The following is a 13,161-nucleotide window of genomic DNA, read 5'->3' on the forward strand; positions in this document are numbered from 1 at the left end:
TCATGTCATTTCCCCTGCTGACGGCCACGGCCGTGGTGCCCGCGCTCGGCGCGGTCGTCACCGCCGCCGTGCCCGCCGCCCAGCGCGCCGCCGCCAAGTGGGTGGCACTGGGCTTCTCCCTGCTCACGCTCGCCCTCGCCGCGGTCGTGCTGGTCCGCTTCGATCCCGGCGGCGCCCACTTCCAGCTCACCGAATCCCATGCCTGGATCAAGGACTTCGGCGTCCGCTACGAACTGGGTGTGGACGGGATCGCGGTTGCGCTGATCGCGCTCACCGCGGTGCTCATCCCCTTCATCATCCTGGCGGGCTGGCATGACGCCGATCCGCTGGAAGGCGCCCGGCCCAACAGCCGTTGGCGGCCGACCCAGGGCTTCTTCGCGCTGATCCTGATGGTCGAGGCGATGGTGGTGATCTCCTTCGAGGCCACCGACGTCTTCCTCTTCTACATCTTCTTCGAGGCCATGCTGATCCCGATGTACTTCCTCATCGGGGGCTTCGGGGACCGGGCCGGGGGCCGCTCCGAGGAGGAGACGGCCACTCAGCGCTCGTACGCCGCGGTGAAGTTCCTGCTCTACAACCTGGCGGGCGGGCTGATCATGCTGGCCGCGGTGGTCGGTCTGTACGCGGTCACCGCCGATCAGCTCGGCACCGGCACCTTCTCGCTGCAGGAGATCGTCCAGGCGCGGGCGGGCGGTCATCTGGACATGGCGTCCAGCACCGAGCGGCTGCTGTTCCTCGGCTTCTTCTTCGCCTTCGCGGTGAAGGCGCCGCTGTGGCCGCTGCACACCTGGCTGCCCAACGCGATGGGGGAGGCCACCACCCCGGTCGCCGTGCTGATCACCGCGGTCGTCGACAAGGTCGGCACCTTCGCGATGCTCCGCTTCTGCCTCCAGCTCTTCCCGGAGGCCAGCAAGTGGGCCACTCCGGCGATCATGATCCTGGCGCTCATCAGCATCATCTACGGGGCGCTGCTGGCGATCGGCCAGCGGGACATCAAGCGGCTGATCGCCTATGCCTCGATCTCCCACTTCGGCTTCATCATCCTGGGCATCTTCGCGATGACCACCCAGGGCCAGGGCGGCGCCACGCTCTACATGGTCAACCACGGCGTCTCCACGGCCGCGTTGATGCTGGTGGCCGGGTTCCTGATCACCCGGCGTGGTTCGCGGCTCATCGAGGACTACGGCGGTGTGCAGAAGGTCGCCCCGGTGCTCGCCGGCACCTTCCTGATCGGCGGGCTCGCCACCCTCTCGCTGCCCGGACTCGCGCCGTTCATCAGCGAATTCCTGGTCCTGGTCGGCACGTTCAGCCGCTACCCGGTGTTCGGCGTGATCGCGACCGTCGGAATAGTGCTGGCGGCGCTCTACGTCCTGATCCTCTACCAACGCACCATGACCGGTCCGGTGAAGGCCGAGGTGCGCTCCATGCCCGATCTGCGGGTGCGTGAGCTGGTCGTCGTGGCCCCGCTCATCGCGCTGCTGATCTTCCTCGGCGTCTACCCGAAGCCGCTGGCCGACATCGTCAACCCGGCGGTCGACCACACCATGTCCGTGGTGGACAAGAAGGATCCCAGGCCCGATCACCCCGTCACCGACGCGGGCTGGTTCAACTACAGCCCGAAGTCCGACGGTGCTTCCCACGACGGTGCTTCCGGAGGTGCCAAGTGACCCACGCGGCCACTGTCCACAGCCTGTGGACAACAGCGGCGGCGGCGCCCGACAAGATCCCGTCGCCCGATATCGAGTACGGCCAGTTGTCGCCCACGCTGATCGTGCTCGGCGCCGCGATCGTCGGTGTCCTGATCGAGGCGCTTCTGCCGCGCCGCCAGCGGTACGTCGCGCAGGTGTTCGTCTCCGTGGTCGCCCTGGCCGCGGCCTTCGCCGCCGTGATCGGCCTCGCCGCCGGGCACTACGGCACCAGCAAGGCCCACGTCGCGGCCATGGGCGCGATCGCGGTCGACGGACCGGCGCTCTTCCTGCAGGGGACCATTCTCCTGGTGGCGCTGGTGGCGGTGTTCACCTTCGCCGAGCGGCGGCTGGATCCGCTGGTGCACGGCAACCGCGTCGACTCCTTCGCGGCGCAGGCCGCCGCGGTGCCCGGCGGCGACGCGGAAAAGGCCGCCGTCAAGGCGGGCTTCACCACCACCGAGGTCTTTCCGCTGGTCCTCTTCGCGGTCGGCGGCATGCTGGTCTTCCCGTCCGCCAACGATCTGCTGACGCTCTTCGTGGCGCTGGAGGTCTTCTCCCTGCCGCTGTACGTGCTGTGCGCCCTCGCCCGGCGCCATCGCGCGCTGTCGCAGGAGGCCGCCGTCAAGTACTTCCTGCTGGGCGCCTTCTCCTCGGCGTTCCTGCTCTTCGGCATCGCCCTGCTGTACGGCTACGCGGGCACGGTCACCTACTCCGGGATCGCGGACGTCGTCGACGGCCAGGTCAGGAACGTCACCCCGGCGCTCGCCGGGACCATGGGCAATGACGCACTGCTGCTGATCGGCGGGGCGATGGTGCTGATGGGACTGCTGTTCAAGATCGGCGCCGTGCCGTTCCACATGTGGACGCCCGACGTCTACCAGGGCGCCCCGACCCCGGTGACCGGCTTCATGGCGGCGGCCACCAAGGTCGCGGCCTTCGGCGCGCTGCTGCGGCTGCTGTATGTCGTACTGCCGGGGCTGCGCTGGGACTGGCGGCCGGTGATGTGGGGCGTCGCCATCGTCACCATGCTGGGCGGTGCGATCGTGGCCGTCACCCAGACCGATGTGAAGCGGCTGCTGGCGTACTCGTCGATCGCCCACGCCGGGTTCATCCTGGCCGGTGTCATCGCCACCACGCCCGAGGGCGTCTCCTCCGTCCTCTTCTACCTCGCCGCGTACTCCTTCGTGACCCTCGGCGCCTTCGCGGTGGTCACCCTGGTGCGGGACGCGGGCGGCGAGGCCACCCACCTGTCCAAGTGGGCCGGGCTCGGCCGCCGTTCGCCCCTGGTGGCCGCCGTCTTCGCGGTCTTCCTGCTGGCCTTCGCCGGTATCCCGCTGACCAGCGGCTTCGCCGGGAAGTTCGCGGTATTCAAGGCGGCGGCCGACGGTGGGGCGGGCGCGCTGGTCGTGATCGGTGTGATCTCCTCGGCGATCGCCGCGTTCTTCTACATCCGGGTGATCGTGCTGATGTTCTTCAGCGAGCCGCGCACGGACGGCCCGTCCGTGGCCGTGCCCAGCCCGCTGACCTCGTCGGCCATCGCGATCGGCGTGGCAGTCACGCTGGTCCTGGGCGTCGCCCCGCAGTACTTCCTGGATCTGGCGAGCCAGGCGGGCGTCTTCGTCCGGTAGCCCTCCCCACCCCGCCCCCAGGGCGCTCAGCGCCCCCAACCCCGGCCGGGCACGGACACCACAACGGTGCCCGCGCCCGGCGGGAGCGTTTCCCAGCTCCTCCGGCGAGAGCAACTCAGCGCCTCCGGCGGATGAGGCCAACTCCGGTCCCGGCGCTCGAGGCCACCTCCCAGCCCCCGGGCGGCGGAGCCGCATATCGGATGCTGCGGGATGGGGCGGGCTGGGTAGGCGCCGGAGTTTGCCCCACCCCGCCCCTTCCCGAAACCTGGGGCTGCGCCCCAGGGCCCCCGCGCGGGGGCGGCGCGGTACGACCTTCGCGCCGTGCAGCTCCTGCTGCCAGGGCTCCCGCCTGCCGGGAGCGGTGAGGGCGTCCCCGCCGGGCCCCGCGGCCGTTGGCCCGTATGGCCGCGGGCCCAGCCCGGTGCGGGCGGTGGTGGCAGTCCGGCCGATGGGACGGCGCGGCGGCCGGAGCATTTCCAGCCTCTCCGGCGATTGAGGAGCGGGGTCCGGGGCGGAGCCCCCGGCGGGGGCCGGGGGCGCAGCCCCGGTTCGGGAAGGGGTGGGGTGGGGTGGGGTGGGGGAAGGCTAGGCCGTCGCCCTTGCCCTCGCCGCGTAGGCCCGTACGTCCGCGTCCGGGTCGGACCGAACCGAGGACAGCGCTTCCCGCGCCGCGCCCACCTCCCGCTCCGCCAGCGGCAGCAACGCCAGCACCGCCGCCTTCCGCACATCGGCGTGCGGGTCGGCCAGGGCCCGCACCAGCGCCGGGACGCCAAGTTCCGGCGCGGCAGCGGACAGCGCCGTCGCCGCCCCCTTGCGCACCTGCCAGGCGGAGTCGCCCAGCGCCGCCACTACCTCCGCGTCCAGCGGCGCGGGACACCCCGCCGAGGCCAGGGCCTCCAGGGCGGCGGCCCGCACGAGGACGTCCGGGTCCCGCAGCAGCGGCGTGAGCAGCCGCCGGGCGTCCGCCGCCCGGCCGCCGGAGGCCAGGGTGCCCAGCGCCCCCGCCGTCGCCACCCGCACCTCTCGCGACGCGTCCGCGGCTCCCGGCTCCAGCGCGGTGAGCGCGTCCACCGACACCAGCCCCCGTACGGCCTGGATACGGACCCCGATCGCCGCGTCCGTCAGCGCCCGGGCGAACAGTTCCGCGTCGCCGAGGCCCAGCGCGCGCAGGACGTCCAGCGCCGCCGCCCGCACCACCGGATCGGCCCCGGCCAGTCCGTGGACCAGGGGTTCACGCAAAGCGGCGTCCGGGGGCAGCACCTCGACCAGCTCCCGCAGCGAGGCCGCGGCATCGGCGCGTACGCCGGCGTCCGCGTCGGCCAGGGCCGCCGCGAGGACCGGGCCGGTGCCCGGCGGTGCGGTCTCGGTCAGGGTGGCGACGGCGGCCCGGCGCACCGCGGGGTCGGGATCGGCCAGATAGGGCCGGAGAGCGGGGAGTTCCGGCTGCTCCTCGGCGAGGGCGAGGAGTTCGAGGATGCGCGGGGAGGCGGCGGTGAGGGCCGTACGGAGGTCGGGGGCGCCCGTGCCCTCCTTACGGTCGTCATCCGCCCGTCCCGCCCCCGCCCCCGCCCCCGCCCGCGGAGCGCTTTCGCGCGGCCCCGCCGTGGCCACCTGCTCCGGCCGCACCTCGCCGAGCGGGCGGGATGGCCCGCCCGTCGGCGCGTACTCCGCCACCGGGACGAGATACGGCGCGACCGGACGCGCGGTGAACTCCATCGCCCCCGCCGCCGACTTGCGCAGATCCAGATGGTGCAGCCAGCCCTCGTCGTCGCGCACCGGATGGTCCGTGCGCTCGTGATAGAGCCCCCACCGGCTCTCCGTCCTGGCCAGCGAGGAGCGCGCGGCCATCTCCGCGCAGTCGCGGATGAAGGTCACCTCGGCGCAGCGCATCAGCTCATGGGGCGTACCGGCGCCCATCGTGGCGATGTCCCCGCGCATCCGCTCGAACGCCTCGATGGCGAGCGAGAGCCGGGCGCCGCTCTTGGGCGGGGCCACATAGTCGTTGACCAGGCGCCGGAGCTTGTACTCGACCTGCGGCTGCGGCGGCCCCTCGGGGTTCCGCAGCGGGGCGTAGATCAGCTCATGTGCGTCGGCGAGCTGGTCCGGGGGCAGTTCGCCCTGGTACGCCTGGTATCGGGCGGCGTCCGCGCCCGCCAGGTCGCCGAAGACAAAGGCACCGATCATGTAGTTGTGCGGTACGCAGGCCAGGTCACCGGCCGCGTACAGCCCCGGGACGGTGGTCCGGGCATGGGCGTCCACCCGCACCCCCGAGGCCGAGTGGCCGCCGCACAGCCCGATCTCGGAGATGTGCATCTCCACGTCATGGGTGCGGTAGTCGTGGCCGCGCCCCGCGTGGAAGGTGGCGCGGGTGGGGCGTTCGGTGGAGTGCAGGATGGACTCCAGCGCGGCCACCGACTCCTCCGGCAGATGGCTGAGCTTGAGGTAGACCGGGCCGCGTTCGCTCGCCACCTCCGCCGCGAACTCCGACATCATCTGCCCCGACCAGTAGTCGGAGTCCACGAACCGCTCACCGTGCCGGTTGACCTGGTAGCCGCCGAAGGGATTGGCGACATAGGCGCAGGCCGGGCCGTTGTAGTCCTTGATCAGCGGATTGATCTGGAAGCATTCGATCCCGGTCAGCTCGGCCCCGGCGTGATACGCCATGGCGTAGCCGTCGCCCGCATTGGTGGGATTCTCGTACGTCCCGTAGAGATAGCCGCTCGCGGGCAGGCCGAGCCGGCCGCAGGCGCCGGTGGCCAGGATCACCGCACCGGCGCGCACGGTCACGAAGTGGCCGGTGCGGGTGTGGAATCCGGCGGCGCCGACGGCCCGGCCGCCGGCGGTGAGGACCCGGACCGGCATCACCCGGTTCTCGATGCGGATCCGCTCGCGCATCTCACGCCGCCGCAACTGCCGGTAGAGGACCTTCTTGACGTCCTTGCCCTCGGGCATCGGCAGGACGTACGAGCCCGAGCGGTGCACCTGGCGGACCGCGTACTGGCCGTGCTCGTCCTTCTCGAACTTCACGCCGTACCGCTCCAGCCGCTGGACCATGGCGAAGCCGCGGGTCGCGGTCTGGCGGACGGTGGACTGGTCGACGATGCCGTCGTTGGCGCGGGTGATCTCGGCTACGTAGTCATCGGGTTCGGCCCGGCCGGGGATGACCGCGTTGTTGACGCCGTCCATGCCCATGGCGAGCGCGCCCGAGTGGCGGACATGCGCCTTTTCGAGGAGGAGGACGGAGGAGCCGTGCTCGGCGGCGGTGAGCGCCGCCATGGTGCCGGCCGTGCCGCCGCCGATGACGAGGACGTCGCAGGACAGCTCCTCGGCCGCGTCGAGGGCGGGAATCTCCATGGGCGCGGCGGTCTCCATGTGCTCCCTGTGCTCCCTTGTGTTCACGGAGTTGGGCCTTTCACATTCCGAGGGATTCGCATACCGGGGGATTCGCATGCCGAGCGATTCGCATAGCGAGGGATCCGAGTCACATGCCGAGGGATTCGAGGACCTGACGCCGCAGCGCGACGGTCGCCGCCGCGTCATGGGCGGCGCGCTCGCGCGGATGCGGGATGTCCAGCACCCGGCCGCCGCCATCCGCATCGCCCAGCAGCGCCACCCGGTCGCCGAGGAACAGCGCCTCGTCCACGTCGTGGGTGACGAAGACGACGGTGGCGCGGGTGCCCTCCAGCACCTCGACCAGCAGCCGCTGCATCCCGGCGCGGGTCTGTGCGTCGAGGGCGCCGAACGGCTCGTCCATGAGGACGGCGCGTGGCGCGCCGACGAGCGCCCGGGCGAGCTGGGCGCGCTGCCGCTGGCCGCCCGAGACCCGGTGCGGAAGCCGCCCGGTGTGCTCGGCGAGCCCGACGCGCTCCAGCCAGGCCGCGGCCCGGTCGCGGCGCGCCGTGCGCGGTACGCCCCTTATGGCGAGCGGAAGTTCGACATTGGCGCGCAGGGTGCGCCAGGGCAGCAGCGCGTCCTCCTGGAAGATCAGCGCCCGGTCGGCGTCCGGCCGGGTGATCTGCGTGCCGTCCTGGGTGACCCGCCCGCCGAGCGCGGGCAGCAGCCCGGCGAGGGTACGCAGCAGGGTGGATTTGCCGCATCCGGACGGGCCGACAACCGTAAGGATGTCACCGGGCGCGACCTCAAGATCGAGACCGTGCAGGACGGGTGCGCCGGGGCGGCCGAGGGCGGCGTCCTCCAGGCGCAGCCGTACGCCCGGCGGGGCGGCTTCGGCGGTGGGCGGGGCCGGGGTGGTGGTGACGTCGGATGTGCTCACGGGGTGGCTGCCTCCTTGCGCGAGGGCGCCGGCCGGCCGGTGGTCTCCGTACGGGGCAGCCAACGGGTCAGCCGCCGTCCGGCCAGCTCGACCGCCGTGGAGGTGAGCCAGCCGAGCACGCCGATCGTGGTCATGCCGACGAAGACGCCCGGGTAGTCGACGATCGTGTAGTCCTGCCAGGTGCGGTAGCCGACCCCGTAGGCGCCGGAGATCATCTCGGCGGAGATCACACAGATCCATGAGACGCCGATGCCGACGGAGAGCCCGCCGAGGATCCCGGGCAGCGCCCCCGGCAGGACAACGGAGACCAGGACGCGCCCGCGCCCGCCGCCCATGGTCAGCACCGCCTCCTCCCATACGGGGGCCAGCGCGCGGACCGCGTGCCGGGTGCTCACCATGACCGGGAAGAAGGCGGCGGTGAAGGTGATGAAGACGATCCCCTGCTCATTGCTGGGGAACATCAGGATCGCCACCGGCACCAGCGCGATGGCCGGGATCGGACGGCACACCTCGAGGACGGGGCCGAGCAGATCGGAGACGAGAGGGGAGCGGGCGATGGCGGTGCCGACCGCCACGCCGAGCACGGCGGCGAGGGCGAAACCGGTGAGGATGCGGGTGAGGGAGTCGGTCAGGTCCTGCCAGTAGGCGCCGGTGCCGAGGCGGTCGGCGAACTCCCGGATTACATCGGTGGCGGAGGGGAACTGCGCGAAACGCAGCCACAGATTGATGTCGAGGGTGGTGAGCGCCTGCCACAGGCCGAGGGCGGCCAGCAGCGAACCGGTGCGCAGGGCGTAGCGGACCCAGGGACGGCGCCGGAGCGGCCGGGGCGCGGTGGCGGCCCGGGCTCCGGGGGCTCCGGGGGCCGGGCGGGTCCTTACGGGCGCGGTGGGCGCGCTCATCGGGCTGCCGCCAGTGCCGCGGCGTAGCTGATCGTGCGCGCGCCGGGGTGGGCGGCGGCCCAGGTGCGGGCGTTGTCCGGGGTGACGAAGGCCCGCAGGTCGCGGCCATTGCGGACCCACACCGCCCGGTCCGCGAACCACCGGGTGCCGGTGGTCGCGTCGGGCACGTAGGCGGCCCGGACGCGGTCGCGGTGGCTTCCGGCGAAGCGCAGCAGTCCGGTGGGGGTCGCGAAGGTGCGGAGCCGGTCCTCGCCCTTGAGCCAGAGCTGGTTCGGCGAGGCGGGCGGGGTGGCGCGCAGCGCCTTCGCATAGGCGTCGGCACTTCCGTACGCCCGTTTGAGATAGCGGTCGTCGACAAAGGACGGCACATCGACCGGGCCCACCAGCTTGGCGGCGCGCAGCACCGGGACGTCCTTCTCGAGCGCGGTGGTCAGCCGTGGTTTGAGGGTGGGGTCGAAGGTCGCGATGCCGCCGGTGCCGTTGTAGAGATAGACCACTTCGGGCGGCAGCCCCGTCGCGGTGGCGACCTTACGGGTGGCGTCGAGCGGATGGGCGCGCAGATGGCGGGTGGCGTCGATCTGGGCGGCGAGGAACGCCTGGACGACGGCCGGGCGCTGTTCGGCGAACGCCTCGCGCGTGGTGACCCCGTGGAAGGTGGGGAGGTTCAGCCGGGCGCCGTCGTACAGCGCCTTGGCCTTGCCCTGGAAGGCGAGCAGCCCCGGCCAGGCCACGAACTGCGAGAGGGCGTCCGCGCTGCCCGCTTCGAGGGCCGAGGCCCCCACGGCGGGCTGCTGGTTGAGCTTGTGGATACCGCCCTCGGGGTCGATGCCCGCCTGTTGCAGAGCCCGTACGAGCGTGCCGTCCGCGGCGGAGCCGACGCTGGTGGAGACGTTCTTGCCGCGCAGCCCGGACAGGGCGCGCAGCTTGGAGCCGGGTGCGGTGAGGACCGTGTTGAGGCCGCCGCGCAGGTTGTAACCGGTGACCGAGACGAGGCGAGTCGGTGCGTTCAACTGGGTGCCGCGCCCGGAGTTGATCAGGAGCGGGAAGTCGCCCATCGAGCCGATGTCGACCTTACCGGCGATCATCTGGGCGGTGATGGGCGCTCCGGTGGCGTAGTCCTCCCACTTCACGTTGTACGTATGGCCGTCGCGGCGGCCCAGGGCACGCAGCTCGCGTTCGAAGGAGCCGAGCGAGCGCAGCAGGGTGCCCGCGGTCACGGTGTTGATGGTCTTGGACTGGTAGCCGACGGTGACGGTCACGGTCTTGCCGCCCGCTTCCGCGTTCCCGCCGCAGCCCGTGAGGGACAGCAGCAGGGCGCCGGCGGCGAGGGCCGACGGAAGGGTCGTGCGCTGCATCGAGGGGCCTTTCACCTCAAGAGATAGGGCATGTTGACCGTGACCGCGCCGGTGGGACAGCGGGCGGCGCACGGGCCGCAGTACCAGCACTCGTCGACGTGCATGTACGCCTTACCGCTGTCGGGGTGGATCGCGAGGGAGTCGAGGGGGCACATGTCCACGCACAGGGTGCAGCCGTCGATGCACTTGGACTCGTCGATCGTCACGGGCACATCGGCACGTTGGGGCGCCAGCGGCATGGCTGTCTCCAGAAAGGGCGTGAAGGGGCGAAAGGTGGTCGCGGGGGAGGCGGTCGGGGAGGCTCAGGCGGTGCGGCGCAACTGGCCGCTCATGGTGATCCGGTCGCCGCGGAACCGGATGAACTCCAGGTCCACCGGGCGTCCATCGCACAGATGGGTGAGCCGCTCCAGCATCAGGACCGCCGCACCGCGCGGGGCCTGCAGAACGGCGGCCGAGTGGGCGTCGGCGTTGACGGCCTCGAGGGTGATCCCGGCGGTGCCCAGGGACTGTCCGGTGATCTTCTCGATCAGCCGGAAGACATCGGTGTTCTCCAGATCGGCGCCGATCAGCTCGGCGCCGATGTCCATCGGGAGGTAGGTGAGGTCGAGGGAGAGCGGGAGTCCGCCGAGCCGGCGCAGCCGCTCGACGTAGAGGACATCGGTACGGGCGGGGACGCACAGCCGGTCGGCGACGCAGGCGGGCGCGGGGACCGGGCCGACGGTGCGCACCTCATTGGTGACCCGGCCGTGTTCGTGAAGGGTCTCGGCCAGGCCCATCAGCCGGTCGAGGCCGTGCGGGTACTTCTCGGCGACGACGACCGTGCCCACCCCGGGCTGCCGCTCCACCAGGCGCTCGGCGCGCAGCAGGTCGAGCGCCTGGCGCACGGTGTTGCGGGAGGCGCCGTAGTCCTGGCCGAGCGCGTCCTCCAGGGGAAGTACGCCTCCGGGGAAGCCGCCGGTGAGGACCTGGTGGCGGAGGAGATCGGCGAGTTGCCGTGCCCGGTCGGCGCGGAGCCGCCGGCGGCGCGCGGCGGCGACCGGCGGGGCGTGCTCGCGGGGGCGTTCGGCTGGCATCGGCCGGCTCCGGGGTTTGCTGGTCGGCGGGATCGTACGGGGACCATACCGACGGGGCCGGGCCGATGGTGTTGCCGAAGTGTTGCGCCACCTGATGGCGGCTTTCGTACCGCTGCCGCCTGCGGTTTTGTCGCCGCGGCGGCAAGATCTGCCACTGCGCGCGGCGGGCCCCTGGCGCGGTGGTGCGCCAGGGGCCCGGGCGCCGGACGGGGCCGGCGCCGTGGTTCAGCCGGTCGGGAGGTCGGTCGGGATGCCGCTCGGCAGATCGGTCGGGATGCCGGAGGGAAGCGACGTCGGCAGGCCCGAGGGAAGGTCGCTGGGCGAGGTCGCCTTGACGAAGGTGTCGTTCTTGGCGAGGGCGTCCCAGTCGACCGTGAGGGTCTTGCCGTCCGCGCCCAGGGTGACCTTGCCCGCGCTGCGCTCGGTGTTGCCGTCGGCGCACTTGAGCATGAGCATCTTCCCGCCCATGTCGGCGTATTCGCCGTTGCAGATGTGCTTGCCGGCCATCAGGACGGCCTGCTTGCCGCTGATGGACAGGATGACGGCCTCGTCACCGGACTTCGCCACATAGGTGCCGGAGACCTTCGCGTCCGCGCCCCCCTCCGCCGGGGCGCTCGACGCGGAGGATGGGTCCTTGGAGGTGTCCTTCTTGTCGTCGCCTCCGTCGCTGCCACATGCGGTCAGTAGCAGGGCGGCCGCCGCCACCGTGCCGGCGATGCCCACTGTCTTGTTCACGTGTCTCTCCTCGATCGTCAGGGCGGGAGCACGACAAATTAGCAGCCGTGTCAGGGCGTGGCCGGGACGACCTGGCCGGTCACCTCGCCCAGGCCGATACGGACCCCCTGCGGGCCCGGCGCCCAGGCCGTGATGGTCACTTCGTCACCGTCCTCCAGGAACGTCCGGGTGGCGTCGGGGAGACGCAGGGGCCGGCGGCCGCCCCAGGTGAGTTCGAGGAGACAGCCGAGCTCGTCCGGGCGCGGCCCGCTGACCGTGCCGGAGGCGAAGACGTCGCCGGTGCGCAGCGAGGCGCCGTTCACCGTCAGATGCGCGAGCTGCTGGGCCGCGGTCCAGTACATGGCGGAGAAGGGCGGACGGGAGACCGTGTGGCCGTTGAGGGCGACCTCGAGACGCAGATCGAGCCCGCCGGGCTCGGCGGCGCTGTCGTCCAGGTAGGGGAGGGGCGGGACGTCGCGGGCGGGCGGGCTGGTACGGGCGGCGGTGAGGGCCTCCAGCGGGGTGACCCACGCGGCAAGGGAGGTGGCGAAGGACTTGCCGAGGAAGGGGCCGAGCGGGCGGTACTCCCATGCCTGGATGTCGCGCGCGGACCAGTCGTTGAGGAGACAGACGCCGAAGACGTGGTCGTGGAACCCGGAGAGGGGCACCGGTGTATTAACAGTGGAAGGGGCGCCGACGACGAAGGCCACCTCCGCCTCGAAGTCGAGGCGCAGGGAGGGGCCGAAGACCGGAGTGGAGGAGGAAGCGTGTGGTGCGGAGGTATCGGCCGGGGGCAGATGCTGGCCCTGTGGGCGGACGATGGGCGTGCCCGAGACGACGATGGTGCCGGCCCGGCCGTGGTAGCCGATCGGCATGTGCTTCCAGTTGGGGGTGAGCGCGTCGCCGTCGGGGCGGAAGATCCTGCCCGTGTTGGTGGCGTGGTGCTCGCTCGCATAGAAGTCGGCGTAGTCGGCCACCTCGAAGGGGAGATGGAGCGCGACGGTGGGGAGGGGGTGCATCAGGGGCTCGATGGTCGACCGGTGCGCCGGGTCGGTGAGCCAGTCGAGCACCTCGGCGCGGACGGCCTGCCAGACCGGGCGGCCCGCGGCCATCAGCGGGTTGAGGGTGTCGGCACCGAGCTGTTCGGCGTGCGGAGAGGCGGCGGCGGCCGCGGCGGCGCCGGCGTCCAGCACATGGTTTCCGTAGCGCACCCCGATTTTCCGCAGATGAGGAGCGTGCGGCGTGGTGAAGACGCCATAGGGGAGGTTGTGCGGGCCGAAGGGGTCGCCTTCGGGCAGGTCCAGCGGGGATCGCTGCGGCATCGGGGCTGCCTCGCCTTCTCCTGGTCACTGCTGGGGGTGCAGCACACCCTAAGGCGAGGGGAGTGCGGGGAAGAAAGGAAGGTGGCACCGTGTCGGCTACCCCCTAAAGAGATGGCAATGTCCGGAAAATCCTTGCTGGAGGCGGCGATTCCGAAGTAGCGTCCTTCCTCGAGGTCACGCACAGTGGGGGGGCCACTGCGCTGCGGTGA

Annotated in this window: 10 protein-coding genes; 2 read left to right on the plus strand and 8 right to left on the minus strand. The window is 71.9% G+C overall.

What is annotated here, in order from left to right:
• The first annotated feature begins 2 nt into the window (after positions 1–2).
• Together STRVI_RS02660 and nuoN are read left to right on the plus strand one after the other, a co-directional pair.
• Positions 3–1,667 (plus strand): NADH-quinone oxidoreductase subunit M, encoded by a 1,665-nt coding sequence (locus STRVI_RS02660; RefSeq protein WP_014054074.1) that lies wholly within the window; start codon positions 3–5, stop codon positions 1,665–1,667.
• On the plus strand, positions 1,664–3,316 hold the full coding sequence (gene nuoN / locus STRVI_RS02665; protein WP_014054075.1) for an NADH-quinone oxidoreductase subunit NuoN: 1,653 nt from the start codon (positions 1,664–1,666) through the stop codon (positions 3,314–3,316). Before STRVI_RS02660 ends, nuoN begins: the two co-directional genes overlap by 4 nt.
• Before the next feature lie 585 nt (positions 3,317–3,901).
• On the opposite strand, the gene STRVI_RS02670 is transcribed toward nuoN, so the two are convergent.
• The 8 genes from STRVI_RS02670 to fahA all read right to left on the minus strand — a co-directional run bounded on the left by STRVI_RS02670 (position 3,902) and on the right by fahA (position 12,952).
• Complete coding sequence (locus STRVI_RS02670) at positions 3,902–6,688, minus strand: fumarate reductase/succinate dehydrogenase flavoprotein subunit (RefSeq protein WP_014054076.1); 2,787 nt, start codon at positions 6,686–6,688, stop codon at positions 3,902–3,904.
• Positions 6,689–6,797: 109 nt separating this feature from the next.
• Positions 6,798–7,589 carry an ABC transporter ATP-binding protein gene (locus STRVI_RS02675; RefSeq protein ID WP_014054077.1) on the minus strand — a complete coding sequence of 264 codons (792 nt, stop codon included), beginning with the start codon at positions 7,587–7,589 and terminating at the stop codon, positions 6,798–6,800.
• The gene (locus STRVI_RS02680; RefSeq protein WP_014054078.1) at positions 7,586–8,488 is read right to left on the minus strand and encodes an ABC transporter permease; all 903 of its coding nucleotides are present in this window, start codon (positions 8,486–8,488) and stop codon (positions 7,586–7,588) included. Before STRVI_RS02680 ends, STRVI_RS02675 begins: the two co-directional genes overlap by 4 nt.
• Positions 8,485–9,843, minus strand: coding sequence for an ABC transporter substrate-binding protein (locus STRVI_RS02685; protein WP_014054079.1), 1,359 nt, complete (start codon positions 9,841–9,843; stop codon positions 8,485–8,487). Before STRVI_RS02685 ends, STRVI_RS02680 begins: the two co-directional genes overlap by 4 nt.
• Before the next feature lie 11 nt (positions 9,844–9,854).
• Positions 9,855–10,082, minus strand: coding sequence for a 4Fe-4S dicluster domain-containing protein (locus STRVI_RS02690; RefSeq protein WP_014054080.1), 228 nt, complete (start codon positions 10,080–10,082; stop codon positions 9,855–9,857).
• Positions 10,083–10,145: 63 nt separating this feature from the next.
• Entirely contained in the window at positions 10,146–10,916 is a 771-nt protein-coding gene (locus tag STRVI_RS02695; protein ID WP_014054081.1) for a GntR family transcriptional regulator, read from the minus strand.
• Positions 10,917–11,141: 225 nt separating this feature from the next.
• Positions 11,142–11,651, minus strand: coding sequence for a hypothetical protein (locus STRVI_RS02700; RefSeq protein ID WP_014054082.1), 510 nt, complete (start codon positions 11,649–11,651; stop codon positions 11,142–11,144).
• A 50-nt stretch (positions 11,652–11,701) separates the two neighbouring features.
• Positions 11,702–12,952: a fumarylacetoacetase gene (gene fahA, locus STRVI_RS02705; protein WP_014054083.1), complete on the minus strand. Its 1,251-nt coding sequence runs from the start codon at positions 12,950–12,952 to the stop codon at positions 11,702–11,704.
• Positions 12,953–13,161: the final 209 nt, after the last annotated feature.

Origin of the sequence: Streptomyces violaceusniger Tu 4113, from assembly GCF_000147815.2 — a bacterium.
Lineage (GTDB): Bacteria > Actinomycetota > Actinomycetes > Streptomycetales > Streptomycetaceae > Streptomyces > Streptomyces violaceusniger_A.

Excerpts from the sequence above, each read along its gene's own strand:
- STRVI_RS02660 (WP_014054074.1), top strand. The coding sequence starts at position 3 with ATGTCATTTCCCCTGCTGACGGCCACGGCCGTGGTGCCCGCGCTCGGC.
- STRVI_RS02670 (WP_014054076.1), bottom strand. The coding sequence starts at position 6,688 with ATGGAGACCGCCGCGCCCATGGAGATTCCCGCCCTCGACGCGGCCGAG.
- STRVI_RS02680 (WP_014054078.1), bottom strand. The coding sequence starts at position 8,488 with ATGAGCGCGCCCACCGCGCCCGTAAGGACCCGCCCGGCCCCCGGAGCC.
- STRVI_RS02685 (WP_014054079.1), bottom strand. The coding sequence starts at position 9,843 with ATGCAGCGCACGACCCTTCCGTCGGCCCTCGCCGCCGGCGCCCTGCTG.
- STRVI_RS02690 (WP_014054080.1), bottom strand. The coding sequence starts at position 10,082 with ATGCCGCTGGCGCCCCAACGTGCCGATGTGCCCGTGACGATCGACGAG.
- STRVI_RS02695 (WP_014054081.1), bottom strand. The coding sequence starts at position 10,916 with ATGCCAGCCGAACGCCCCCGCGAGCACGCCCCGCCGGTCGCCGCCGCG.
- fahA (WP_014054083.1), bottom strand. The coding sequence starts at position 12,952 with ATGCCGCAGCGATCCCCGCTGGACCTGCCCGAAGGCGACCCCTTCGGC.